This window comes from Clostridium beijerinckii HUN142, assembly GCF_000621745.1.
In the GTDB taxonomy this organism is placed as follows: domain Bacteria; phylum Bacillota; class Clostridia; order Clostridiales; family Clostridiaceae; genus Clostridium; species Clostridium beijerinckii_A.
This window is the reverse complement of sequence record NZ_JHXK01000044.1, coordinates 1-25461: the sequence shown is the minus strand read 5'-3', so window position 1 is coordinate 25461 and position 25461 is coordinate 1. Positions and strand designations below refer to the sequence as shown.

Here is a 25461-nt window from a genome sequence, read left to right as displayed (position 1 = left end):
ATAAACTATAGTTAAATTGATATAATAATTATGAGGTGGTAAAGTATGGGGAACTATTTTAGTTATATGAGAATATCTACAAAGGAAAGTTCAGATAAGCAAAGTTTTAATAGACAGGAAAAAAGTTTAAAAGCATATGCTGAAAATAATAAGATTGAATATACTTTAAGTTTTAAAGATGATTGCACAGGCTCAACATTTAATAGACCAGAGTGGTTAAAGTTAGAAAGATTACTTCAGGAAGGGGACACCGTAATATTTAAAGAGATAAGTAGATTCACAAGAGAGGCAGAGGCAGGATATAAAAAGTATATGGAGTTAATGAAAAAGGGTATAAATTTAGTATTTATAGATAATATGACCGTAGGAACTGACTATATAAAGAATTTAACAAGGGTGGCAAGTGAACAAGATTTGGTCGCTAAGACTGCATTGGAAAGCACAATAAAATTATTATTGATAGTTGAATTAGATAGAGTGCAAAAAGAGAGAGAAATAATCGTAAAAAGAATTATTCAAGGAATTCAAGCAAGTGAGAAGAAGAGTGGTCGTAAATTTAATTCACTTGATAAAATGACAGAGGAACTAAGATCAGATATAAAAGCCTTTATTAATGATAGGAGCATTAAGCAAATCGATTTAATGAATAAACATAATATTAGCAGAAATACATTAAAAAAGTATGTTGAAATAGTTAAAAATGAGGATGCTTTATCATAAAATTTTACGTAATACATACAAAATACAATGTATTGTATTACAAATACATATTAAAATATGAGCAATAATAATTGATTAACTAAGAATAAATCTATTGAAGAATATAATGATAGTATTAAGGCATTAGAAAATAAATATGACAAACAGATAGAAGATATTAAGGCAGAATATGAAAAAGCAACACATGAGCAATTAGAAAACACTATAAATAATTTAAATAATAAGCATGAGATTGAATTAAGCAAAAATGATCTGGAGATACAAAAATTAAATAATCTTATAGAGCAATTGCAAAACAAAACTAAAAGAAGGTTGTAAAAGAAGGAGAATAGTAAGCAATGCAAGTGTATTAGCACTTCCTTATTTTTTTATTTCTATATTGTATCTAGATTGTTTGCGAGTTATTATGTAGATAAAATTCAAAATAATAATCTGCAGAGATGCCTAATAAAAATATTACTTTATTACTAATAATAAAGTAATGTATATTATTATGTTACTTTATTAATTACCCTCTGATTTTATTACAGTATTTAAATTAAACTTTTTAAAATATAGTGAATAATATATTTATCTAGTGGTATAATAAATAAAAATAAAGGGTAGATAAAGGATGTACATCTTTTATATGTTATTTAATTTGATGAAATTAATGGGTTTATTTGCACTAGATCCATTAATTTTTTTGTTTTTTTTTGGATTTTGCATCTGTTTTTCTAAGAATCAGTAGCTTTAATTAGGAGGATTTATTAAAATGTATGCTTATGAGGTATATGATTTTAACTATGATGATACTAAATCGTTTGTATTACTAAATGAGAGAAAGTTTTCTAAAGTAGAATACGAAAATATAGTTAACGAATGTCGAGAGAAAATTTGTGGTGATGAATGGGATCTTTATGAAAATATCCATAGTATACTAATTAAAGAATACGGCTTTAAAGAAATAAATGTACAATATACTTATACATTGCATGGGGGAGCGTATGGAAAAGGACAGGTAATTGAGAATAGAGTTGTGGAAGCAGAGATAGAATAGTGAGTTAGGGAATGGATGAAGCCCCGACAGATATAAAATGAAAATATTATTTTATTACTAATATTAGAGTAATAAAGTAATATATATTATTATATTACTTGAATGTGTAGAAATTTCAACAGATGATACGGTAAAACATTTTAAAGGAAATATTGTTAAAAGCATACATGAAAGGGTACAGGAAGTTAAAAAATGATATTTTGGTGGAGGTGGAATTTATGAATTTTACAGAGTTTAAGTTAAAAGAGAGAGAACGAGATAACTTTGAAAAAGGATTTCTTTTAGCCACAAAGTATTGAAACTGTCAAATGAAGGATATAGCGTAAATCAAATATTCAAAGAATATGATATATCAGAAAATCAAGTGAAAAAGATATTAGAATAATATTCTAATATCATCAATTTGTACAATTAAAAGAGCATGTTAATTAGTTAAATTAACATGCTCTTTTAATTGTACAAAGTATAGTAATATATATTACTATGTTACTATAATATTAATAATAAAATAACATTTACATATAATGCGATCAGTAATAAAATAATAATATATTATTTTATGAACAACATATTAAATTACTATATTACTAATAACATGGTAATATATATTATTATATTACTTTTTAATGAAAGTGGGTGTCGCCATGAAAATAATTAGTATTTGCAATCAAAAGGGAGGTTGTGGAAAAACTACAACTACTGTAAATCTTGGTGCTGGATTAGTTCAGGAAGGGAAAAAAGTTCTTATAATTGACAACGACTACCAAGCAAATTTAACGGCTTCAGTTGGAATAACTCCAAGCGAGGTATCTTTGTTTAGTTGTTTTAAAAAAGAATTAAAATTAAAAGATACAATAATAAATGTACCAACTTTAGTGAATTTAGACATAATCCCATCTAATCTAGAGTATTCTAATGTGGATCATGCCTTAATAAATATTAAAGATAATAAATTATTGCTAAGACGTTTATTAGAAGAAGCGAATCTTAATTATGATTATGTTTTAATAGACTGTGCGCCCTCATTAAATACTACTGTTATTAATGCATTAGTGGCAAGTGATAGCATACTAATACCGTTAGAACCTTCGTTATTCAACTTGCAAGGAATAGGCAGTTTAGTTAAGATAATAAATCTTGTTAAATCTAATTTAAATCCTAAATTAGAAATTGAGGGGATACTATTAACAAGAGTAGATGGTCGCAGCAACATTGCCAATGAATTTAAAGAGCAATTAGAAAAAATATTCCCCAACAAATTATTGAAAACAGAGATAAATTTAAATACTGCAATAAATAGAAGTCAAAGTTCTGGGCTTCCAGTTATGTTATATGATTCGAAAAGCAAAGGATCTGTTCAATATACGGAATTAACAAAGGAGATTTTAAAGAATGGCTAAAAAAGATATTAAAAATAATATTGGTGCAATGGGATTAGGTATTTTGGAAGAATTACAAAAACCTATGAATTTAGTAGAAGAAACAAAAGAAAATGTTGAAGTAAAAGAAGAGAGTAAAAAGATTAGAAAGACATTTGTTTTGTCTTCGGACGCGATTGATAAAATAAATATTCTTAAGGCAATAAATCCAAATGAAGAATATGGCATCATTTTAGAAAAGGCTATAAATATATATTTTAATAGTCAAAAGGAGCAAATTAATTTATTAGCAGAACAATTAAAAAAATTCGAATAAATTAAAAGAACTATATTACCTTATTACTATATTATTAGTAATAAGGTAATATAGTAGTATAGTAATATTTAAGAGCAATCAATTCATTGATTGCTCTTTATTAAAGATATGATAAATACAAGAGGAGCAACTACAATATAGTTACTCCTCTTTCCTACTGCAAATTTGTGCTCACAACAAAAGGAGGTGAACACAGTGAATCATTGACTTAACACCATTAACTATAGCATATAAAAGCCCCAAATTCTATTTAGATATTATTTTTTATAAAAATATGTTGACATTGGTTACCAATGGTTATACAATATTGGTAACCAATAGTATTGGTATCCAATAAGAAAGGAGAATCACTATGGAAGAAACAAGAGATTTGAAGGTCATGTTTAACAAATCTGGTGGAACTGCAGGCAAAGGTGCATATAGTCCAAAAATAAGTTTGCCTAAGGTCTGGTTAGATGAGATGGGAATTACATTAGAGGATAGAGATGTGAACGTCACTTTTAAAAACAAAAAGATAATTATTGAGAAAAAATAATAAAGGCAGCAACCACGAAGGGTATGCCACCATACTGCAATATGATTATACCTTTCATGGCTGCTCTTGTAAAGGAGAGAGTATTAATGAATAGTAATATCGTTAAAGGTGAATATGGAAAATATAAGGTACTGGACAAATGTATCGTAGTCGGGCACTATTTTTTTAATTCTATAGATGAAATAGAGAGGCATCGATACTATCGGTTGATAAATAAGTTAAAGAATATAGATAATGTGCTTGATGAAGCGATAAAAGTTTTGGTTAAGTACATGAACTAATAAGTTGTGGAAAAGTCATGTTATACTATATAGAAATGGAAAAGATAAAGATTAGGGGGAAATAAATATGATAAAAAAATCTAAAAAAATAATGGTTAGTATACTTTTGGCACTATCTTTAATTACAATATTGCCAGTAACAAATGCTTTTGCAGTAACAATAGTGGAGAATGAGCATAATAGAACATTAACGACAGCAGAAAATGATAAATACAAAGAGTTTATAGAAAATGAATGTGCTCCAACTGATAATGAATATGTATATTATAATAAAAAAGATGGAAAATACTATGGATTAGTACATACTGATGAATTTGGTATTCGCACAAAGCCAAAATATAGTGGAGTACCTACTGGTCATTATGCTCAAGAAGATGGAAGTCTTGTTAAAGACACATGGCTGCTTCAAGATAATGGTTATTGGTATTATTTTAATTCAAATTATAATGAGGTATATGGATACCAAATAATTGATGGGAATAAATATTATTTTAATAAATATGGCATTTTATCAACTGGATGGAAGAAAAGATCTAAAGATGATGATGTTACTGCAAATTGGAGAGATAAACATTGGTACTACTATGGTGAAAATGGAGTAATGAAAGAAGGCTGGGTAAACTCTGGTGGAAAATGGTATTACATTTATTCTGATGGCTTAATGGCTTATGATACAACAACACCTGACGGTTACCACGTAGATAAAAACGGGCTTTGGATTTCTTAAAAGAGAATATATTTAATAACAAAACCTCCCTAATTACTAGGGAGATTTCTTATTATAATGGATTATTAATTATTTCTGTTTTAACAATCACTTCTGGAATTATGCTATAGTCTATAGGCAAATCATGCGTTATTTTTTCCCCATAAATATAGTTTGTGTACTGTAACCTTATGATCACAGTTTGGTAAGGTCCTACAACATCACCATCTCTATTCTTAGTTAATGGAACTCCATACGGTACAACATATGCTTTCCAAAGGATTGCTTGATCTGATGGTCCATATTGGGCACAATGTGTATCTGTTACTGTTCCTGGAGTAATAGCATATTGTCCATTTACCTTTTGGTCTACATCATCATCAACCCAATTAGGCATGATGTAATGAAGTGTTGAATTGTTTCCATCTTCTTGTGTAAAGTATGGAATTGTAGTAACAACGTCAAACTGAGTTCCTCTTAAAATATTACTTCCATTTGTAGTAGGATTAACTGTAACGTCGCAAGGAGTTATTTTAAAGAATTTATAGCCATTAGACACTTTGTATGTTGCATTTCCGGCTCTATCTGTTACCCAAGTATGAATATACCATGTTCCATTACTGTCTATAGGTACATTAAATGATGTAGCAGCGTTTGGACTATTTTCTGGAGTAGTTACATTTATTAGATGTTGAGCCTCGCCATTATAAGTGGAACTATTTCTTGAAATAGCCCATACTGCATGGTCTACACCTGAAAGATTATCTCTTAATGTTACTGTTACTGCATAAGGATCATCTATATATGCCCTAGTATCATCTGAATAAAGAGGAATATCCGGCTTAGTTTTATCTAACTTGTATGCACCATGACTATCTGAATGATAATTATCTGCTACATCCCATAGTTTTCCTTGTACATAATAGATACCATCCTGTGTAAAGGTAAGTTCATCTTCATTCGCATATTGCTTGAATCCAGTTTTTATTTGTTCTGAACCAAAATCAAAATAATGCCTAGTATTATCATCACGTCCATACCAACTTTTATCATCAATATAAACATAACTTTTATCGGTATCAATACCTGAGAGATTGTCTTTTGCATAAATTTGAGTAGTGATATCTTGGTTAACCCAATTACCTATTACGCCAAAAGCACCTCTTGTATACTGCTGGCTAGTATTATACCCATACCAAGATTTAGAGATTAAGTCATATGGATCTGTTTCGTCTATGTTATAACCATCATCATAACTACTATAACTGTTTCGGTTATAAGATAAGTTAATTGTTACAGGAGCATAACCATTTGCTGCAGTAATTGCTTTATCTAGTGTTCTTTCATCATTCCAATAACCGTCATGCCAATCAGTACCATTCCAATAGCCTCCTTGATTATTCAACCAATGATCATCAATATCCCATTCAGGATAAATACGGCTAAATTGAGGCCAATCATTTTCAGCGTTTGTTCCAACAGGACCTTCGTCTTCTGGTTCGAGGAATCCCCAACCAACAAGTTTCCATTCAACAACTTTTGCGTTTATTACTATATTTGCAGCAACATTTTTATTACCATTGGCACCATCAATTTTCAACGTTCCTTTAACTCTATTCATATTAAAAGTTTGAGGACTTTCAGAAGCATATTGTGAAAGAATTTCTTCTGGTGTAAGTGGAGATGTATCATATTGTATATCAGAAGTGTCAATTGAAACATTTCCTTTAACGTCATGACCATTAACATCTTCTGCGTGGACAACCGTAAATTGCATTTTGCTTACTGCATATAATTGGTGTATCCTTGTCCATTTAGTTCCTGAAGAACGACATAATATATATAAATGAGGATTATCATCATCAGGGTAATATTCATCATAATATTCGCGCCTACTCATTCTATCCTCGTCTTCATCTAAATCGTCTTTATACTCTTCGTATTCGTCTTCTGAGCCATATTTCCCATCAGGTTTTTCTCTTTGATCACCGAAGCCCCATCCATCTCCATGTTGGTAATACGCCCATGAATTATTTGAATTACTTATTCCATTGGCTCGATCTTCATCTGGACCTACGATTATATCTTGCATAACATTATATTTATAATCTGGTCGAGTTTTTTCGTCTTCACAGAAATCTGTATATTCTATATTACTATTCCCACCAACAACCTTCGTATCATAACATCTTTTAGCACTCTTTTCTATAATGGTTGTATCATCACCGGTTAATTGAAAATCAACATAAACTGCATTGGCCTGCCAAGGTGAAGTATCAGGATTAAAAGACATATCAGTTGAATTTGTTATGGAAGTTGGAATATTTGGTGTCCGTTCATGTCCGTCTGCAACATCTGCCCAATGTCCGGAATTATCATCTGTCATTAAAGAATATTTTTTGGAACTTGTATCGGAAGGAGCCGAATATAATTTTCCAAAGGATAGTTTAGTATTACTGTTTAAGTTATATTTGGAATTATGCATATCTGCAAGTGTGATAACATCATCTGCTGCATGAGCAGTATTGCTAATAGCAAAGGTACTCATTTGGAATGCTACTAAAGATAATGTAAAAATTTTTTTCCATGAATTCATGGTATAGAACCTCCTTTCTAATTTACCCCTATAGTATATCTTGAAAAAACCTTATCTCAATTTTTGATTGATTTTGTGTAAAAAAATTTGAATAAAATAAAAGATTTTAAAATAATAAGGACAAATCTTTTTATTAATATAAAGAAGGAATTTTATGTATTTAAAAATTATTTATTTTATTTAATTTAGATTTGGTAAGTAATCAGCATATAAACAGATTGCTGACTTGCTTACTGAACTAAGTTCAAAAACTATTAGTTTTATTTTAGACAAGAAGGTATTAATTTGGGTTCCACTCCTATTATAGGAGTGTTTATATAAATATTTTTAGTAAAGAACTATGTTAGCAAAGGCTAATTGTTTTTTACAATTGCCACTTGTGCAACAAGGGTTGCAAGGCAAACTATTACTTAACAACCGAAGGAAAATGAGTGTTAAGCAAGGTGTTAAAGTGGGAACGAATTCCCCCCCCGTCTAGTTCTTATTTATAAGAACTAGACGGGGGGGGAGGCAAAAATGAGTTAACCCTAGTGCTTTACTTACTTTAAGAGCAAAATTTGAATCGCATCACATTAACATAGAAAACTAAACGCTTAAAAATTAGCATTTAGGATTATTAAATTTAGTCATTTTTACATATTAAAAAAAGGAGATTTTCAAAAATGAATAGTGAACAAATTAACTTATACATCAAAATAAAAGAAGAATTAAATAGTATAAATCCTCGCAAATTTAAGAGTATAACTAGAAAGAGATATAAAGGGTACTGTCTAAAAGTTGCTAAGGTTCTAATTGAAAATAACATAAAAATAACAAGTATAAGAAATATAAAAAACGAGCATTTAAAGATGTATGCAAAGTTAATGCTCGCACTAGGACGAAATATAAAAATTGTAATAGAGGAATTAAGAGGGGTTGTGTATTGGCATACTGCTTTGCATAATGGGAATGCTTTCTTTAGATACCAACACCTAATGGATCTTCGTATTCTTAAAAGGTATTTAGAGGGAAAGGAGGTGTCGCAAAATGAAGATAAGTGATATGGATGAACGAGAATATAATAGGTTCCAGAACCTAGAAAGTCAGGCCGGTAAGGCTTATGCAAATAAAGAAAAGAGTTATCGTACAGAGGCTATTTATAAAGATTCAATGTCGGAATTCTGTAAGCATCTAGCGGTAGAATATAAGATAAATAATATAGAAAATATTAAAGCAAAGCATATAATAAGTTTTGTTGCAAAAATGCAGGAAAATGGATTAAGCCCTGCTACACAAAAGAATTATATGTCTGCGATACGCGACTTTGCGAATCGAGTTAGGATAGATCAAAGAAATATCCCTACAAACCAACGTTTAGGAATAAAAAAGCGAGTATTCGGCAATGTAGACAGGACATGGACAGATAAAGAGTTTAATGATTTCAAGGAAGTAGCACAGAAGTACGATTTAGAAAAGGGAAATGGTCCAAGAATGGAACTTATTTTAGATGTGGCGAGAAATTTCGGTTGCAGATTGGAAGGAATTCTGAATTTAGATTTAAATAGTGTTAATAAGGCCTTAAATACAGGCGAATTATACACAAAAGAGAAGAATGGTAAAGACAATAAAAAATTGGTGGAACGTTTGGAGCAGAGAGTACTCTTAGAAAAAATAAAAGAATTTGGGGAAGAAAAAAAGCAAAATAAGATATTTGTGCCAGATAATTTTAAGGCAACGTACAAGGAAGTTCAAAATTTCGTGTATAACAATAGAGAGAATATACAAGAACCAGAAAGAGTTAAGTCTGCAGATGCCAGAATAATGCATATAGAAAACAAAGAGATATATAAGGCAAACCTGACTATACATGGGCTTAGGCACACCTATTTACAAGAACAAAGAGAATACTATATAAAGAATGGAAATACCCCTAAACAAGCGGATTTAAGAGTAAGCGAACTGGCTGGGCATAACCGAGAGGAAATTACAAAAATTTATCTTGCGTCTGCAGAATAAGCGAAAAGAAAATGAAAATTGGTAAAAACAATATTTATATGCTATAATTAATTAAATGTACAAAAATATAAAAATGGACATGAAAAAAGTAAGTACTGGTAATACTCACTTTTTGATAAACTATTTTCCCCGGTCAAAAGAAAATAATTAATTATAAACCCTTAGTTAAGGGTTATTCTACATACTTATATGCTTATTATAACATATAATAGGCAGAATGCAAATGTATTTGTGTATAAAAGTATTAGATTTATATATACCTCATGGAGAAAAGTAGTTTATCCGTCCGACAGGAGGGATAAAATTGAGCTTAGCAGTTAAAGACATAGTAACCAATTTAACTGATGTAGATTTTAACGTAAATGTACCTAAAAGTAGAGTAGGACAAGCAGTAAGGCAAATTAAATTAGTCCACGAAGATGATGACGGATTCATAACAGTTGCAGCAAAGAGCGGTAGGGTATGGAATCAATACCATTATAAAAAAGAGGAATTGGAAAATAACATATATAAAATATTAGGAATAAATAAGGATTCGTATATAAGCGTAAATAGTTTTTATATACCAGTAAGAAAGCCAGAATATATAAGACATATAAATGCTCTGTACGTTGATTTGGATAGACATATTGAAAAAAAGAAATTTACTAAAAAAGAGATAGAATCTGTAATGTATTTTTTAGAAAAAGATTATTTTGGTAGTATAGTACCATATCCGAGTTTAACAGTTGCTTCTGGAAGAGGGATTCAATTATATTGGTTATTAGAGAATCTTCCAAAGCAAGGGATTACTCTTTGGTCATTGATAGAAAATGAAATAATTAAGATATTTAAGGATTTTACAATGTATGATCTTGTGGCAGATGCCAGTTGTATTGATATAAATAGAGTACTTAGATTGGTTGGAAGTAGAAATACAAATAGTAATACGTTAGCCAAAATATATAATTTAAGTAATAAAAGATATAGGCTGGACGAAATTGTAGAGGGGTATTTTCCGGAATATCAGATAATTAAGAAAAAGAAAAAAACAGTAATAACAGAAAAAGAAAAAAAAGTAGAACATTTATATAATATACATAATTTACATTATGCTAGGTTATGCGATATAGTCAAATTACAAGAGATAAGAAAAGGTTATTGCAGGGAAAATGGGAAATTAAAAGTAGATGGACAAAGAGAATTTATGTGTTTTTTATATAGATATTATAGTTGTTTGTTTACCAGAGATCCGCAGAAAGCATTAGAGGATACAATAGAATTTAATAATAGATTTGCATCTCCACTTAGCGAAACAGAAGTAATAAAGCAAACCAAGAGTGCAGAAAAGGCATATGAAGAGTGGCTTAAAGAAAAGGCTAATGGGACATACAAACGTGGAGGATATAATTATACCAGTAAGAAATTAATAAAATTATTAGAAATAACCGAAGATGAACAAAAGCAATTAACTACCCTTATTGATAAAAAAGAGAAATATGATAGAAACAATAAGAGAAGAACTCCAAGAAATGAAAAAGGATTAACTAAAAAACAACAAGAGCTAGAAGATTTTAAGATTAAAGTATTAGATTTAAAGGAGCAAGGGTTAAGTTTAAGAAAGATTGCAGATGAATTAAATATAACATTAGGTAAGGTACAAAGAATTTTAAATAGTGTATCGAAAAATGCTCTTTAAATTAGTGTGTGTTCCTTCGCTCTGCGGGGCGCCTTACTCTATAGAGTATCTTGTAGTAGGATGTGGGCAGTCTAGCAAAACTGTTGACGAAAACATACTTAAAACTTCAACTAAAAGTACAACCATAACTACAGAAGAAGCCTTTACTACTATTTCAGAAAATAACCTGGTGGATGATTATTTTCAAGATACATCTTTGCTAGATAAGGCATTATTGCATGACGGAATCGCCTATATAAATTTATATTTCCGTGATAAGATGGATGAACGAAAAAAGTGATGGATATAACTTAGCAGATGAATTTAAGGATAAGAGCCCAAAAGAAGCGTTCGAAAAGTACTTAAAGGATAATAATATTAAAATTACAAACATGACCTATCCGTCAAAGGCTACTGAATATAAAGCACTGACGGGAGCCAATTATATAACTGTAGACACAACTGTTAAAGGACTCAAAACAAGAAAGATTTCGAAAAGACACTTGAACTTCAATTTTATTTCGTTCCAAGTAAAGATATCAGGACCGGAATTAAAAAAGATGATAAATTAAGCGATAAAGATTTTGAGATACGAGCAGTTTACCTGAACCCCGATGATAAGGAAAAAATTATATATATGCAATCAGTGTTCTGGTTGTTTTATTTTCAAGTATATACATTAATAATACTAAAGTTTTAGCAGCAGTAGAAAATACAAATTATCAGCAAAATATTGAAATTACAGAAAATGAAAGTGAAGATACCTATAATACAGATGTTTATACTGTTGCTAACAATATTTATGCATCTACAGGGCTTACCCAGAGAACTGAAGCAAATAAACATTTGAACGTAACTACTTCATCAGGAGATGCTCTTAGTAGCAATTATGTTAATGCTACTAATGGAAAGGCAGTTACAGACTATGCAAAGATAACATATAAAAGTGATGCAACATCTCAAAAAATGCAAACCAACTTTGGGACAAACACTACCCAATTAAATTATTTTCTTAGTAAGTATGGCGATAAATCTGATGCTGAAATCAATTCAGCCCTAGATAGAATGTCAGACATTCAAAAACAAGCAGCAAGCATACTTAATAGTGCTAATAGCAGTTATTCTACACAAGGAACTAATATGGAATTTATGAAATGGATTTTGAAACACCTATTAAACAAACGGATAATCTTTGGAAAAAGATACTTGATGATGATGGATGGCAAGTAACAGGAGCAGATCCATACGCTGGCGATTTTGCAGCAGTAGCAGCATTTAATATGGAGAAAAGTTCTCGAACACTCCAAGTAAAGATAGACGTTATCGGTAATACATGTACGGCCAAAGAAAAAATAACTGATGCAACATACCCTACAGGTAAAACGGATGTAGCAGGAAGATACACTTTTGACACATATGCTAGTAGTTATGAAACTGGAAACTACATTAGTGGATTTAACAGAAAAAATGGAGATTTAAAAGAGATGTATGGAAAAGTCCCTAATAGGGTTATGGAAAGAGAAGAGCATGACGGAAAAGACAAAACAACATATTCGTCAAGAGAAATTTCTGATATGCCTTTTCATTCGAATAATTATAATTTTAATGGTTCTACAAACTCTAGCGAGGGTGATGATGTCTATAAAACCTGGGATGAAGAACATGGTGATAATGAAGAGGATGTATACTATGCAAAAGATTCAGAATATGGGTACCAAATTATGGATTCAACCTATGATGGAGAGTACTGCAGAGATATTAAATTCAAACTTGCAAAAGTAAGGCATTGGGACTACAGAGATGATCTTGTACTTGGATCAGAAGCATATCCGTCAAATGGTGCTAGTGGAACAAAAGGTGATGGGGATATCGGAGCAGCAGTCATACAAAGATATAAACTAAGTGATACTGCAGGCGTAGATTTAGTTACATTTGATAAAGGAAATGAATCGAATGTAGTTAATGGCTATGCTAAAGTAAAAGAAACACCTACATGGAGACAACCTGATGAAGTTAGAGAAGGGACTTTCAATACTGTTACGTGGACTTTATCGCCATTAGAGGGGTCGTGGCAAATACCTGTACTTGGACCTACTGGCAATAGTGGCAATATGCGTGGTGTAATAAATGGTGCAAATAATGAAATAGGTAGTAATAAAAATATTGACGATATAACCAATAACACTGCAGGAGAATAATAACATAATAAAGGAACGCTTTAAGTGTTCCTTTATTTTAGTGATGTAATATAGACTCTATTCTATTAGAGTTACCACTCATAAATAATAAATTTATTTCTTAGTAATAGGTTATTTTTAATACTATGTTCCTTATATAAACTTAAATTTCTCATCTACAAGATATGATTTTTTAATCAAATCCATAGCATCAGCATTTTCACGATGCGTTGCATTAGCCATATGATTTAATTCATTATGCATAATATACAACATCTTATCAAAGCCACTTGAAAACAAAGAAAAATCTATAACAGATTGCTCTGAAATAATTATTTCAGAAATAGTATCAATATTATTTTTTACATTGTATGTAACTCTATGATTTCCATCAATAACTAGTGAGTTGTGTTGTCCATTAAAAAATGGAACCCTAATAATAGGTTCTTTGGCATTTGAATATGAATCGACATTTTCATCAAATGGTGTCCAATGAATACTACTATTATTTTTTGTGAACTCACCAAGGGGAATATGTTGACCTTTCGTACCATTTGGAATAATTTCGTTAGCGATAGATGCTCTAAAATGGATAAATAATTCATTGTCACCATAGGTTATTGGTAATTGAAATATTTCTGGTTCTGAACTTAAAAGTAAAATTAAATTTTTAATGGAGTCTGGAGTTCTCAATTGTTCAGTGATAATCTTATCAGAATTTTTTAATGTATTAATCCATGATTCTAGATATTTACTTTGAATAGTACTATTGTTCAGGAATTTTTTTGAATTAAGTTCATCAAATAAATTTGAATAGTTAACCGAATAATGTTTATAACTGGTAAAATTAAATGGCATAAGAATCTTCCTTTCATCAAGTTGTTATTTTAGATTAATAATATTTACTGCATCTAAAGTCTGTTCGTATTGAAATTGTATAAATGATTTCAATATATATCCATTATAATATAGTTATACCAGTTGATGGGGATTTTTTTATGGGAGTTGATAATATTGAAGATATGGAGTTTTATAACATCAAAAATACAATTTGTTAAAGAGCAAAGAAAGTTAAAAAAACTAATACGAAAACTTAAAAAGAGTACCACAATAAAGATAAAAAAAATTAAGTAGATACAGAAAAAATGGGGGATTGTTGAATGGAATATGATCTCATACTTATTGGAATATTTATTATTATAACAACACGTGTAGAAGCAAAATCAGATAACTCAGTTTTAAGCAAAGAATCGTTAAAGATTTTTTCAAAGACCATAATCGCAGGATATATTTTAGGATCTGCAAGCATAATAACAGCCTTAGTATTTTTAATTATGGCTTTTGGTTAAAATAAAAAAATAGTAGTTGCACCTACTATTTTTTACTTCAACCTTAAAATGTATCAAATTTTTAGCCAAAATCTTCTACCTAACATATTATATCCCCAAAATTGATTTACATAAATTAGATACTAAAGGAAAACACTTTGATGAGCCGGAAAAGAATCATCAAAGCAAGAACCTAAAGATATATAGTATACCATTCTCAAAATACTCAATGAAGGTCACAGTTCTAGTAAAACTGTAATCTTTATTGAGTATTTTAATATTATATCCAATATAAGATTTGATATACATTTACTTTAATTGTAGAATATGCATAAGTATTACATAAACAATACCTAAGTTATAGTTAAAATAATATATTTAATGGTCATTGATTGCTAAAACTTACATAGACCTTATGTAAATTACACCTAAGTTTTTTAGTTTTTTTATAGGTCTAGTTATATATTTTAAGTTTTCCATTTGTGATCAAGTGGGAAAACTGAATAAAATCAACATTTCTTACAAGAGAACTTTTATAATTAAAAGAAGAAATTGTTAAAAGATTAAATAATAATGAAAATATAAAAGATATAGCAAAGGAATTAAAGTATGATTTAATTGAATTAGTGGAGGAGTATTATTATAGTGAGTCAAAGAGGAAGATACAAAAAAGATATTATTATAGTGAATCTAAGAAGCACTGGTTTAATCTGAATGAAATTGTAACACAAAGATTAAATAAAAGAGAAAGTTTTAAATATGTAGCAAAAGATATAGGGTTTAAAAGTGATAGTAAATTAAGAAAACTTTTAGAAAAAGAATATTGTTGGAGTTCGGCTGATAAATGTTTTGTACCTTTTTCACTAGAGCATTAAAAAAGGTGATGGATTTAATCAATTCTGGTTGAATACAAAAATTAAAGGTTCAAATGGGGAGGATAGTTTTTACTACAAGCAACACAATGGAATAATGGGAAAATTGACTTAAGTATAAAAAAACATGTTTATTTGCATAAACATGTTTTCTCTCATCTGTGCATTACGTTAAATATAACGTATCATTCGGCATAACCGCCCTCGTGTATTAAAAAATTATTAAAAATAATAATTAATATTTCTAATTTCATTGTCATTATAACACAAAAAAAAATAAAAGTCAAGAAAGATGAAACTATTGGTTAACAGCATTATCTGAGTCATTTGCTATATAATTATCATATTCACATTTTAACTTGTTATATTGTTCTGTTATTATATTCAATTGCTCTTGTAAATGTTCTTTTTCTTCTGATATTTTTTTTATTTCTTCAATTTTATCTGATTTTGTTTGTTCTAGTTTTTTTATTCTGAATGATTTACTTTCAAATAAAGATTCAAATACTTTATTATAAATTGTATCATATAAAGGCTGTTTGACCTTACCTAAAGATCTTTTTATTCTAGTTTTATCAATATATTTCGCTTCTTTTAGTAGTATAGTTGTGGTTTTTGCAAAACCGTCAGTAGCATATCCTTCTAAGAAATCGGGATATACTTGTCCACTACTATTTCTCCTTGCTGGTTGAGATGTACATGGAACAACAAAAACTCTTTTATATTCGTTTTTTATAACTATACAAGGATGTTCATATGAGAATTCATGCCCATATGTATCAGCTCCCAAGTCTACTAAAAGTATTTCTCTTGCATTATATTTAGTTGTATTAACTTGTCCTTTATTAGAGAGTAAGTTTGCTTTTGATTCAACCCATAAGCAACTTTCATGTATATTAAATTGAGTATTAATATAATCGAAACTATTGTGTAAAGATGATAAGATTTCTTTTAATAAGTCATCATTAGTATTGGTAGGTGTACGTTTTGATGTGGCCTGCTTTTTAAAATTTTTAATAAGAGTAAAATTTATATTCATTTGCAATATTCCTCCTTTGATTATAAAAAAATATATAAATTTACATAATTCTATTCTAACAGAAAATTCTATTGATTACATAAATATTAAAAAGGTAAAGCAACTGCAAAGAGTAAAGAGGAATTTAAAGAAGGTAGACCAAAAAGTTATAATAAGAATCAATTAGATCACGCTCTTAGTTTATTATCTATTAATGGTGGGGATAAATCATATAATGAGGTTGGTGAAATCACTGGAATGTCTCAAAGTACCCTAATAAGAGAAAAATTAAAGTCTAGGCTCTTCCCTATTTTTTAATAATATGGTAATATATAAGAGTAGCCTGTGAATTGATTCCTTTTTTCTAATGTGAATTTGTATTCATAACAGAAGTAAATTAACACGATTACTTAGCTCTGTTCTAACTACTACTTCTGGAATTATGTTAACTTCTGTGAAGATACCAGAATAAGTTATATAAAAAAACAGAGATATATAAGGCAAATATTACTATACATGGGTTTAGGCACACCTAGTTGAAATAGCAAAGAGAACAGTATATAAAGAATGGAAATAACTCTAGGCAAGCTAATCTAAAAGTAAGTGAATTTGCTGGGTATATTATAGTGAAGAAATAATAAAATTAAAATTGAAAAAAAAATATATTTGTATGCTATAATTAAATTATAGTTTCCTTTATTTAGCAAAACGTAAACGATTAAGTATTTAATACTAGTTTCTTACTCGATCTCCTTCGAGTAAGAAACTAGATGCGTTTATAACTATGAATTAAATTTCTAAGTGCAGCTTATATAGTGATTTACAACTGAATTTAGCAGAAGTAATAGTAACGCCGTAAAAGTGGAAGTTCAAAGTAAATTGATGATGCCGAGAATTCTATTATTTCACTAAATAGGAAAAACGTAAACGATTAAGTATTTGGTGCTAGATTATTTGATATTAGTTTTATCAAGTAACGCTGGAAAACCATTAAGATTACACTATTAGAAAGTGGATATATCCTGTTACCTGTAAGTGTAACTATGACAGATGAGGAAAAATGCTGAATTATGTTGGAAAATAAAGTACGCTTTAGCAAGGTATACCTATTTAAATTATGAAATATTTGGTGTATTATATAATAAAATACTATTTAGGAATATATTGTGTGGAAAAAACAATAAAAATTTATAAATAATTTGATTTTGAGGAGAAAATACATGATACAAGTAAAAAATGTTGAAAAAGAATATAAAATAGCGAAATATTCTCCTGGACTAATGGGTGCTGTTAAAGGTTTGTTTGTGCGGGATTATACTATAAAAAAAGTTGTCAATAACATTAATTTTAATATTAAAAAAGGTGAAATGGTCGGATATATAGGAGGAAATGGCGCGGGTAAGTCAACTACTATTAAAATGTTGAGTGGTATACTTACTCCTAGTAATGGGGAAATACTTGTTAATGGAATTGTTCCATATAAAAATAGAAAGCAAAATGCTAAAAACATTGGTGTTGTGTTTGGACAAAGATCTCAACTATTTTGGGATATTCCAGTTCTAGAGTCTTTCGATTTATTGAAGCATATCTATGAAATCCCACATCATGTGTATAATGAAAATTTAAATTACATGATTGAAACGATCGGCATTAAACGATTACTGGGAAGAGCAGTACGGCAACTTTCGTTAGGAGAAAGAATGTTAGTTGAATTGGCTGCTAGTTTTTTACATGATCCAACAATTGTTTATTTAGATGAGCCAACAATTGGATTAGATGTGTTTGTTAAAAAAAAGATTAGGCAATTTATTAAAGACATAAATAGAATTAAGAAAACAACCATAATGCTTACAACCCATGATATGCAAGATATTGAAGAGATTTGCAATCGTATCATCATTATTGATAGAGGAGAAATTATATATGATGGAGATTTGGAATTAATTAAACAAAGATTTGGGGGAAAAAGAACGATTCATTTTAAATTACAAGATAGTAATGTATTTTCTCTTCCTAAGGAATTGTTAAATTATGTTTCAGTAGATTGTAGTGCTGAGTTAAATAAAGTTAGTTTATCGTTTGAAAATGATATTATAGCTACTCCAGATGTTATTTCTATAATGACAAAGAAATATCCAATTAAAGATATAGCAATTGTTGATTTAAATATTGAGACAATTGTTCAAAAAATTTATGAAGGTGGTTATAAGTGATTAAATATTTAAAGCTGATGCAATCAGCAATAATACTAGATACTGCATATTCTATTCGTTATTGGTCGGAGATATTATCCACTATTATCAAAGTTTTAATTAGTTATTATTTTTGGTTGGTAGTTTATGAAAATAGAGTTAGTGTGTCTGTTTACTCATTTAAGTCTATGATTACATACATTCTTATTGCAGCGATACTTCAAGATTATGTTTCTGGAGTTGGAACAGAATTAGCAACGAAGATTCGTGATGGAAGTATTGCAAGTGAATTGACTAAGCCTTATGATTTACTAACGAAGTTAGTAGCACTAGATTTAGGAAAAAAGTTATCTGTGTTCGTCAAAAATACTCTGCCAATTATCTTAATTTCATATTTTTTTTTAGGAATTGATTATCCACATACATGGACATCAGCATTGTCATTCATGGTAAGTACTTTTTTAGGGGTTTTAATAGGCACTCAAATAGATTTAATTATTGCTGTGTGCGCTTTTTGGACAATTAATGTATGGGGACTTAGAATAATGTCTCTATCAGTATTAATGTTTTTTTCTGGCTCTTTGATGCCTATTTCTCTTTTCCCTAATTGGTTAAGATCTTTGAGTAGTATACTGCCATTTCAATCAATGATCTATATTCCTGTTTCTATATATACTGGCAAAATAGCAGGAAATGAAATAGCATACTCAATATTTATGCAGATGATTTGGTTAGTTTTCATGTTTTTAGGTATTCGTTTAATTTGGTTTTTTGCATTAAGAAGAGTAACGGTTTATGGAGGTTAATACAGTGGGAGGGAAATTAGATGCTTAAGTATATGAGATTGTATGGGCATTTTTTTAAACAACAAATGAAGGTTGTTTTAGAATATCGAGTAGATTTTATAATAGGAATAATTTCGACAATACTATATCAATCAACTTCAATCTTATTTCTAAGTATTATTTTTAACTATATTACTGAAATAAGACATTGGAGTTTTTATGAAATGCTTTTTATCTATGGTATTGCAGGTACAGGACGATCTATACATCATATTTTTTTCGATAATTTATGGGTGATTGGTTCTCAATACATTAGGACTGGAAATTTCGATCGTCTGCTAGTTAGACCAATTAATCCACTGTTTCATTTAATAGCCGACAGAGTACAAATTGATGGATTTGGTCAATTAATTATTGGTCTAGCGATATTATTAAGTGCAATGCCTCATTTAACAATTCAATGGTCTATTATAAATATTTTGCTTTTAATTTTAATGATTATTTCTAGCGGATTAATTTTTGTAGCAGTAAATCTGTTTTTTTCAACATTTTCTTTTTGGATAATTGACAGTTTTTCTTTAACATTGGCTGCCTTTTGGATTAGTGATTTTGCACGTTATCCTATAACAATATATAATAAAACAATTCGTTTTATTATTACTTGGATTATTCCTTATGCGTTCACAGCTTTTTATCCTGCAGCGTTATTTATATCGCATGATGGTTATAAAGATTTAGCAATTTTAACACCAATAGTAGCTATAATTTCAATAGGCGCATCATACTATTTTTGGAAGATAGGAATAAAACATTACGTTGGTACAGGAACTTAATGAATGAATTGTGAGGTTGATATAGAATGGATACAATGTGGTGGAAAGAAAGTGTAGTATACCAAATTTATCCTCGGAGTTTTATGGATAGCTCTGGAGATGGAATTGGAGATTTAAAAGGGATCATAAGTAAAATAGATTATTTAAAGGAACTTGGTGTTGATGTAGTATGGTTATGTCCTATTTACGAGTCTCCAAATGAAGATAATGGCTATGATATTAGTGATTATAAGAAAATAATGAATGAATATGGAACAATGTCAGAATTTGAAGAACTTTTGAATGCTTTACATAGTAATGGTATAAAACTTGTCATGGATATAGTATTAAACCACACTTCTAGCGAGCATAAATGGTTTATCGAGTCTCGGAGTTCTATAAGCAATCCCTATCGAGACTATTATTTTTGGAGACAAGGGAATAAAGAACAAGAACCCAATAATTGGGTCTCGGTATGGGGAGGATCAGCATGGGAATACGATGAAAGTGGTGAGTATTATTTACATCTTTTCTCCAAAAAGCAACCTGACTTAAATTGGGATAATCAAACTTTACGTTATGAAATCTATAAAATGATGAATTGGTGGATAGAGAAAGGTGTAGATGGTTTTCGGCTAGATGCAATTAATTGGATTTCAAAAAAGCAACCATTACCAGATGCTTTTAAATCAACTAAAGCAAAATATCAATGGGGGGGGAAGTATTATATAAATGGTCCTAATCTTCACAAATATTTAAAAGAAATGCATAAAGAAGTCTTTTCTAAGCACAATCTTATGGTTATAGGAGAAACACCAGGAGGATCAATAGAACATGCAATTAAATTTAGAAATGAATTGAATATGATTGTTCATTTCGATTTAATGTTTATTGATGCAGGAAAAACAAAGTGGGACATTGTTCCATGGAAGTTATCTGATTTCAAGCGTATTATTTCTAAATGGCAACTTGGATTAGAAGTGTATTCATGGAATTGTCTTTATTTAAATAGTCATGATCAACCTAGAGCTGTATCACGTTTTGGCGATGATACAACATATAGGATACAATCAGCAAAATTGCTAGCTACAATGTTACATATGTTAAAAGGAACTCCATTTATATATCAAGGAGAAGAGATAGGGATGACAAATGTTAGATTTGACTCCATTGATGATTATCGAGATGTAGAATCTTTAAACTTATATAATCAAAAAGTTATCGAAGAAAATAAACCACCAGAACATATTCTGGAGTCAATATATAGAGTAGGTCGTGATAATGCAAGAACTCCTATGCAATGGGACAATAGCAAAAATTCAGGTTTTACAATAGGTAAACCATGGATAAATATAAACCCAAATTATAAAGAAGTTAATGTGAAAAATGAATTAAGTAATTCTAATTCTATTTTTCATTATTATAAAAGATTGATTCAAATTCGAAAAGAATTTTCTATTGTAGTGAATGGAGATTATCACTGTTTTTTAGAAGATGATGAAAAGATTTTTTGCTACACAAGAACTCTACAAACTCAAACATTATTAGTAATTTTGAATTTTTCAGGTGAGTATGTAGTTTTTACACTGTCTTCAAGAATTAGATATAGTAATTATCGATTATTAATCTGTAATTATGATTGTAATAAAGATGAGTGTATTAGAAAGATTCAATTAAAGCCGTATGAATCAAGAGTATATCTATTAACATAGATATATAAGATTGTATGATTTTTAATAAAAATATGCAAATATAGTATGAAAACTTATCAAATTATAAATTTATGGAGGAAATTATGAATTTAATATTTAATGAAACTTATTATAAAAGTGTTGTGGAGAAATATAAATATGATCCTTTAGACTTTAAACCAATAAATTTTGATTTTCCAGGAATAAATAATGAATCATTAAACAAGAAATGGTTATGTCATCATGAAGGCAATATTTTTGCTTCGGGTCTATTAGAAAATGAAAAGTCTATAGTAACAACAGGAATAGGATTGAGTGGTGCACCTCATATGGGGACAATTTCTCAAATTATGAGAGCTATTTTCTTACAAAATGCAGGACTTTCAGTACAGTTTGTTTTAGGAGATTTAGACTCTTATAATGCTCGAAATCAGTCACTCTCAGTTTTAGAGGAAAGAGCACATCAGTATCAAGAATTCATTACAAAACTTGGATTTGATGCGAATAGGGGCATTCTACGAACTCAAAAACAACGTCAAGATATCGTTTTAACAGCATATTTAATATCTAACTGCTTAAAGGATAAAGATTTTAATAATGCAGAAGAGGATTTGGTTAAGTTGTATCAAAAAATGGGTTATTATCCGGAAATGGATTTCCCTGTAAAGCAATCGATTTTATTAATGGTAGCAGATTTTATTCATTTAGGAATGAAAGAAGATTATAAAAATGTATTGGTTATGTTAGGGCTTGAAGAACATTTATATGTTTTATTGGCTAAAAAGGTTGTATCACGTTTAAATATTCCTATGAACTTAGGTGGATTATATTCACCAATTATTAAAGGTTTTAATGGACATCCAAAGATGAGTAAGAGTATTTTAGGATCAGGAATAACTGTTGAAATGAATCCAGATGATATCAGAAAGCTCATTATTAATGAAAAAGAAATTTGCGAAAATCCTGATGATTCAGTTGTTTACCAGATGATGTGTTCTGTTTCGTACTATACTGCAAAAGATTTAGAGGAGCTTTCTGAAATTTATCGCATGGGAGGAGATATGTGGAAAAAGCGTAAAGTTGAATATGCGGATATGGTTATTGATATCTGTGAAAAATGGCCACATTAATTAAATATTAACGAATGGAGGTTGCTTATCAATGATTTCTAATAGAATTACTGAAATATTATTTAGATTAAATATCAAAGAAAAAATTGAGGTTGAAGTTTTGCAGGAAGCTTTTAAAGATATTCTAGAAGAAGCAAATTCTCAAACACGGGATGTTTTATTGGGTGCATTACTAACGGGAATTATGTTAAAAGGGCCAACTGTTAATGAAATTGTTGCGTTATTGAGAGCAACATTAAGTTTAGATTCATATTCACCTGAAAATTCAGTCAAGATTACTCTTCCTAAAAATAAACTTCTTGTTGGTGCAGTAGGAAGTGGAAAAAAAGGAATTAAAACTATGAATATATCTACTTGTAGTCTTTTAGTTGCATCAAGTGTTGGTGCTTATACAGCAAAACCAGGTTCTTCCTCTACTTCATCAATAACTGGATCGGCTGATTTTATGAGAGAAGTAGGTGCTAATTTGGATTTAAGTCAAGAAGAAATGATAAATGTTTTACTGGATACAGGAATCGGATTTTTTAGTATAGAAAATACTATTCCTAATTTTGATAAAGTGTATGGTGGAAGATTTTATGTTCCTCATGCTTTAAGTTTTGCTCTTGCAGCGATTCTTAGTCCTATAAAATTTGATAATTTACTTTATGGATTAGCACATCCAGATATAGAATTAGCAACTAAGGTGATTCGAGAATTTGGAATAAATAATGCAATGGTAGTAACTAGTACACACGATGAATTACATTATATTGATGAAATGGGGGCTTACGGGGATACCAAAATCATAGAAATGTGTAAAGGAGGAATTAGAAAACTAAAGCATATTAACTCTAAAGAATTTTTTAACCTTCCTCAATATAGTCCAATAGATATTGCACAAGGTGTATCTAAAGAAGAAAATATAAAATATGCAATGGACGTACTACGTGGATGTGGAGAGCGTGCACGTGAAGATATAGTATGCATAAATGCAGGAACACTATTGTATTTATCAAACATTGCTGAAGATTTAAGAGAAGGGTACAATTTAGCAAAAAACTCAATCAGAAAAGGAAAGCCACTAGATAAACTTTTAGAATTTATAGAAAGAACAAATGGAGAGAAAAAGCTTTTTGATAAGTATTATTCAAATATTAGTAAAAAGGTAATTTAATATCACAACGAGTTTGAAAATATATTATCTAAATATATAGATAATTGAAGAATTACAAAATAGAAAATGTGGATGCTGTAACATAAGTAATATAAATGGTTGTAGCATTTTTAATAAAAGAAGTGAGGAATTTTATGATTAAAGCGGTTACATTTGATTGCTGGCATACAATTTTAAATAATGATGAAGAAATGGAGAAACTACGTCTTAAATATAGAATTAAATCTATGTTAAGCATTTTTAAATCAAAAAATATAAATGTTCTGGAAAGAGAACTAAAAAAAGCGATTGATGATGTCAATAAGAAATCTTCATACATTAGAGAAAAGGAATGGATAGAAGTTACTCCAGAACAACAACTTACTTTGATATTACAGAAACTTTCTATAAAACAAGATTCATTACTTCATAGGGAACTTCTAGAACCTTATACAAAAGCTGCTTTGACTTTTATTCCAACGCTGATGTCAGGAGTAGAGGAGATAATTCCTAAAATTGCGAACTATATGCCTATTGCATTAATTTGTAATACAGGTGTAACACCAGGGAGAGTAATTCGTCAGATTTTTGATTATTACGATTTATCTAAATATTTTATTACTATGGTATTTTCAGATGAATTTGGTCTCGCTAAGCCACATCCAAATATTTTTAGAGAAGCCATGCTATATTTGAAAGGAATTCCTTGCAATAACATTCTACATGTTGGAGATGACTTGTTTAGTGACATCAAAGGTGGACAATCTGTTGGGATGAAAACTGTTTTCCTTGGAGATGAAAACCAAGATGATTCTAAATTAGAATCAATTAAAAGCCTTGTAGATCTTGAATTTATTATATTTAAATAAAATGAAATTTCAGTAAAAGCCAAAGTATGTATGTAAGAATTAATTATATTCATTATATTCGTGTGAAACTTTGCTAATTAATATCAAATATAAAATATACAATTATTATTAATGGAGGTTCTATATGAAAATTTTAATTATGGCGGAAAACTATACTCCTTATGTTCGTACTGGACAAGATCGACATGTCGTTGAATTGTCAAAATCTTTAGTAAATCAAGGGGTAGA

Annotated in this window: 27 protein-coding genes; 24 read left to right on the top strand and 3 right to left on the bottom strand. The window is 29.5% G+C overall.

Annotated elements, in window-relative coordinates; all coding sequences use genetic code 11:
• Positions 1–45 precede the first annotated feature (45 nt).
• The 8 genes from T483_RS0117315 (at position 46) to T483_RS30195 (ending at position 4997) form a co-directional block, all read left to right on the top strand.
• The gene (locus T483_RS0117315; RefSeq protein ID WP_026887979.1) at positions 46–720 is read left to right on the top strand and encodes a recombinase family protein; all 675 of its coding nucleotides are present in this window, start codon (positions 46–48) and stop codon (positions 718–720) included.
• Positions 721–1474: 754 nt separating this feature from the next.
• A complete protein-coding gene (locus tag T483_RS0117310; protein ID WP_026887978.1) occupies positions 1475–1759 on the top strand; it encodes a hypothetical protein in 285 nt (94 codons plus the stop codon).
• A gap of 295 nt (positions 1760–2054) precedes the next feature.
• The gene (locus tag T483_RS32665; RefSeq protein WP_196244895.1) at positions 2055–2144 is read left to right on the top strand and encodes a helix-turn-helix domain-containing protein; all 90 of its coding nucleotides are present in this window, start codon (positions 2055–2057) and stop codon (positions 2142–2144) included.
• A 259-nt stretch (positions 2145–2403) separates the two neighbouring features.
• The gene (locus T483_RS0117300) at positions 2404–3159 is read left to right on the top strand and encodes a ParA family protein (RefSeq protein WP_026887977.1); all 756 of its coding nucleotides are present in this window, start codon (positions 2404–2406) and stop codon (positions 3157–3159) included.
• Positions 3152–3454: a hypothetical protein gene (locus tag T483_RS0117295; RefSeq protein ID WP_026887976.1), complete on the top strand. Its 303-nt coding sequence runs from the start codon at positions 3152–3154 to the stop codon at positions 3452–3454. Before T483_RS0117300 ends, T483_RS0117295 begins: the two co-directional genes overlap by 8 nt.
• A gap of 352 nt (positions 3455–3806) precedes the next feature.
• Positions 3807–3989: a hypothetical protein gene (locus T483_RS0117290; protein ID WP_035790313.1), complete on the top strand. Its 183-nt coding sequence runs from the start codon at positions 3807–3809 to the stop codon at positions 3987–3989.
• An 86-nt stretch (positions 3990–4075) separates the two neighbouring features.
• Positions 4076–4270 (top strand): hypothetical protein, encoded by a 195-nt coding sequence (locus tag T483_RS0117285; RefSeq protein WP_026887974.1) that lies wholly within the window; start codon positions 4076–4078, stop codon positions 4268–4270.
• A gap of 67 nt (positions 4271–4337) precedes the next feature.
• Complete coding sequence (locus T483_RS30195; protein WP_026887973.1) at positions 4338–4997, top strand: hypothetical protein; 660 nt, start codon at positions 4338–4340, stop codon at positions 4995–4997.
• A gap of 52 nt (positions 4998–5049) precedes the next feature.
• On the opposite strand, the gene T483_RS0117275 is transcribed toward T483_RS30195, so the two are convergent.
• Positions 5050–7572, bottom strand: coding sequence for a hypothetical protein (locus T483_RS0117275; RefSeq protein ID WP_026887972.1), 2523 nt, complete (start codon positions 7570–7572; stop codon positions 5050–5052).
• Between the two features lie 662 nt (positions 7573–8234).
• Between T483_RS0117275 and T483_RS0117265 the strand changes: the two genes are divergently transcribed.
• From T483_RS0117265 to T483_RS0117235, 7 genes are all read left to right on the top strand, one after another.
• Positions 8235–8612: a hypothetical protein gene (locus T483_RS0117265; RefSeq protein ID WP_026887971.1), complete on the top strand. Its 378-nt coding sequence runs from the start codon at positions 8235–8237 to the stop codon at positions 8610–8612.
• Positions 8599–9567, top strand: a complete 969-nt coding sequence (locus tag T483_RS0117260; RefSeq protein ID WP_026887970.1) for a tyrosine-type recombinase/integrase — start codon at positions 8599–8601, stop codon at positions 9565–9567. Before T483_RS0117265 ends, T483_RS0117260 begins: the two co-directional genes overlap by 14 nt.
• A 304-nt stretch (positions 9568–9871) precedes the next feature.
• Positions 9872–11245: a hypothetical protein gene (locus T483_RS0117255; protein WP_026887969.1), complete on the top strand. Its 1374-nt coding sequence runs from the start codon at positions 9872–9874 to the stop codon at positions 11243–11245.
• Between the two features lie 4 nt (positions 11246–11249).
• Positions 11250–11525, top strand: coding sequence for a hypothetical protein (locus T483_RS0117250; RefSeq protein ID WP_155268510.1), 276 nt, complete (start codon positions 11250–11252; stop codon positions 11523–11525).
• The gene (locus T483_RS0117245; RefSeq protein WP_207641438.1) at positions 11497–11796 is read left to right on the top strand and encodes a hypothetical protein; all 300 of its coding nucleotides are present in this window, start codon (positions 11497–11499) and stop codon (positions 11794–11796) included. The genes T483_RS0117250 and T483_RS0117245 overlap by 29 nt, the downstream gene beginning before the upstream one ends.
• A 274-nt stretch (positions 11797–12070) precedes the next feature.
• Complete coding sequence (locus tag T483_RS0117240; protein WP_026887966.1) at positions 12071–12454, top strand: hypothetical protein; 384 nt, start codon at positions 12071–12073, stop codon at positions 12452–12454.
• Entirely contained in the window at positions 12379–13422 is a 1044-nt protein-coding gene (locus T483_RS0117235) for a hypothetical protein (protein WP_026887965.1), read from the top strand. Before T483_RS0117240 ends, T483_RS0117235 begins: the two co-directional genes overlap by 76 nt.
• Positions 13423–13554: 132 nt before the next feature.
• On the opposite strand, the gene T483_RS0117230 is transcribed toward T483_RS0117235, so the two are convergent.
• Complete coding sequence (locus T483_RS0117230; protein WP_026887964.1) at positions 13555–14259, bottom strand: hypothetical protein; 705 nt, start codon at positions 14257–14259, stop codon at positions 13555–13557.
• A 302-nt stretch (positions 14260–14561) separates the two neighbouring features.
• Between T483_RS0117230 and T483_RS0117220 the strand changes: the two genes are divergently transcribed.
• Entirely contained in the window at positions 14562–14750 is a 189-nt protein-coding gene (locus tag T483_RS0117220) for a hypothetical protein (protein ID WP_026887963.1), read from the top strand.
• Positions 14751–15355: 605 nt separating this feature from the next.
• A complete protein-coding gene (locus T483_RS0117215; RefSeq protein WP_026887962.1) occupies positions 15356–15604 on the top strand; it encodes a hypothetical protein in 249 nt (82 codons plus the stop codon).
• A gap of 295 nt (positions 15605–15899) precedes the next feature.
• On the opposite strand, the gene T483_RS0117210 is transcribed toward T483_RS0117215, so the two are convergent.
• Entirely contained in the window at positions 15900–16640 is a 741-nt protein-coding gene (locus tag T483_RS0117210; protein WP_026887961.1) for a type II toxin-antitoxin system PemK/MazF family toxin, read from the bottom strand.
• A 1199-nt stretch (positions 16641–17839) separates the two neighbouring features.
• Here T483_RS0117210 and T483_RS0117200 point away from each other — a divergent pair.
• The 7 genes from T483_RS0117200 to T483_RS30185 all read left to right on the top strand — a co-directional run bounded on the left by T483_RS0117200 (position 17840) and on the right by T483_RS30185 (position 25233).
• The gene (locus T483_RS0117200) at positions 17840–18832 is read left to right on the top strand and encodes an ABC transporter ATP-binding protein (protein WP_026887959.1); all 993 of its coding nucleotides are present in this window, start codon (positions 17840–17842) and stop codon (positions 18830–18832) included.
• Complete coding sequence (locus T483_RS0117195) at positions 18829–19617, top strand: ABC transporter permease (protein WP_026887958.1); 789 nt, start codon at positions 18829–18831, stop codon at positions 19615–19617. The genes T483_RS0117200 and T483_RS0117195 overlap by 4 nt, the downstream gene beginning before the upstream one ends.
• A 20-nt stretch (positions 19618–19637) precedes the next feature.
• Entirely contained in the window at positions 19638–20429 is a 792-nt protein-coding gene (locus T483_RS0117190; RefSeq protein ID WP_026887957.1) for an ABC transporter permease, read from the top strand.
• Between the two features lie 26 nt (positions 20430–20455).
• Complete coding sequence (locus tag T483_RS0117185) at positions 20456–22120, top strand: glycoside hydrolase family 13 protein (RefSeq protein ID WP_026887956.1); 1665 nt, start codon at positions 20456–20458, stop codon at positions 22118–22120.
• Between the two features lie 83 nt (positions 22121–22203).
• The gene (locus T483_RS30190) at positions 22204–23229 is read left to right on the top strand and encodes a hypothetical protein (RefSeq protein WP_051560429.1); all 1026 of its coding nucleotides are present in this window, start codon (positions 22204–22206) and stop codon (positions 23227–23229) included.
• Positions 23230–23260: 31 nt separating this feature from the next.
• Entirely contained in the window at positions 23261–24385 is a 1125-nt protein-coding gene (locus tag T483_RS0117175) for a hypothetical protein (RefSeq protein ID WP_026887955.1), read from the top strand.
• Between the two features lie 134 nt (positions 24386–24519).
• Positions 24520–25233, top strand: a complete 714-nt coding sequence (locus tag T483_RS30185; RefSeq protein ID WP_026887954.1) for an HAD family hydrolase — start codon at positions 24520–24522, stop codon at positions 25231–25233.
• Positions 25234–25461 lie beyond the last annotated feature (228 nt).

What these genes read in the sequence shown, in the direction of transcription:
- T483_RS30195 (WP_026887973.1), top strand. Translation starts at nt 4,338, where the DNA reads ATGATAAAAAAATCTAAAAAAATAATGGTTAGTATACTTTTGGCACTA.
- T483_RS0117190 (WP_026887957.1), top strand. Translation starts at nt 19,638, where the DNA reads ATGCTTAAGTATATGAGATTGTATGGGCATTTTTTTAAACAACAAATG.
- T483_RS0117200 (WP_026887959.1), top strand. Translation starts at nt 17,840, where the DNA reads ATGATACAAGTAAAAAATGTTGAAAAAGAATATAAAATAGCGAAATAT.
- T483_RS0117300 (WP_026887977.1), top strand. Translation starts at nt 2,404, where the DNA reads ATGAAAATAATTAGTATTTGCAATCAAAAGGGAGGTTGTGGAAAAACT.
- T483_RS0117285 (WP_026887974.1), top strand. Translation starts at nt 4,076, where the DNA reads ATGAATAGTAATATCGTTAAAGGTGAATATGGAAAATATAAGGTACTG.
- T483_RS0117210 (WP_026887961.1), bottom strand. Translation starts at nt 16,640, where the DNA reads ATGAATATAAATTTTACTCTTATTAAAAATTTTAAAAAGCAGGCCACA.
- T483_RS0117185 (WP_026887956.1), top strand. Translation starts at nt 20,456, where the DNA reads ATGGATACAATGTGGTGGAAAGAAAGTGTAGTATACCAAATTTATCCT.
- T483_RS0117175 (WP_026887955.1), top strand. Translation starts at nt 23,261, where the DNA reads ATGATTTCTAATAGAATTACTGAAATATTATTTAGATTAAATATCAAA.
- T483_RS0117315 (WP_026887979.1), top strand. Translation starts at nt 46, where the DNA reads ATGGGGAACTATTTTAGTTATATGAGAATATCTACAAAGGAAAGTTCA.
- T483_RS0117295 (WP_026887976.1), top strand. Translation starts at nt 3,152, where the DNA reads ATGGCTAAAAAAGATATTAAAAATAATATTGGTGCAATGGGATTAGGT.
- T483_RS0117310 (WP_026887978.1), top strand. Translation starts at nt 1,475, where the DNA reads ATGTATGCTTATGAGGTATATGATTTTAACTATGATGATACTAAATCG.
- T483_RS0117265 (WP_026887971.1), top strand. Translation starts at nt 8,235, where the DNA reads ATGAATAGTGAACAAATTAACTTATACATCAAAATAAAAGAAGAATTA.
- T483_RS0117230 (WP_026887964.1), bottom strand. Translation starts at nt 14,259, where the DNA reads ATGCCATTTAATTTTACCAGTTATAAACATTATTCGGTTAACTATTCA.
- T483_RS0117260 (WP_026887970.1), top strand. Translation starts at nt 8,599, where the DNA reads ATGAAGATAAGTGATATGGATGAACGAGAATATAATAGGTTCCAGAAC.
- T483_RS0117235 (WP_026887965.1), top strand. Translation starts at nt 12,379, where the DNA reads ATGGATTTTGAAACACCTATTAAACAAACGGATAATCTTTGGAAAAAG.
- T483_RS30190 (WP_051560429.1), top strand. Translation starts at nt 22,204, where the DNA reads ATGAATTTAATATTTAATGAAACTTATTATAAAAGTGTTGTGGAGAAA.
- T483_RS0117290 (WP_035790313.1), top strand. Translation starts at nt 3,807, where the DNA reads ATGGAAGAAACAAGAGATTTGAAGGTCATGTTTAACAAATCTGGTGGA.
- T483_RS0117275 (WP_026887972.1), bottom strand. Translation starts at nt 7,572, where the DNA reads ATGAATTCATGGAAAAAAATTTTTACATTATCTTTAGTAGCATTCCAA.
- T483_RS30185 (WP_026887954.1), top strand. Translation starts at nt 24,520, where the DNA reads ATGATTAAAGCGGTTACATTTGATTGCTGGCATACAATTTTAAATAAT.
- T483_RS0117220 (WP_026887963.1), top strand. Translation starts at nt 14,562, where the DNA reads ATGGAATATGATCTCATACTTATTGGAATATTTATTATTATAACAACA.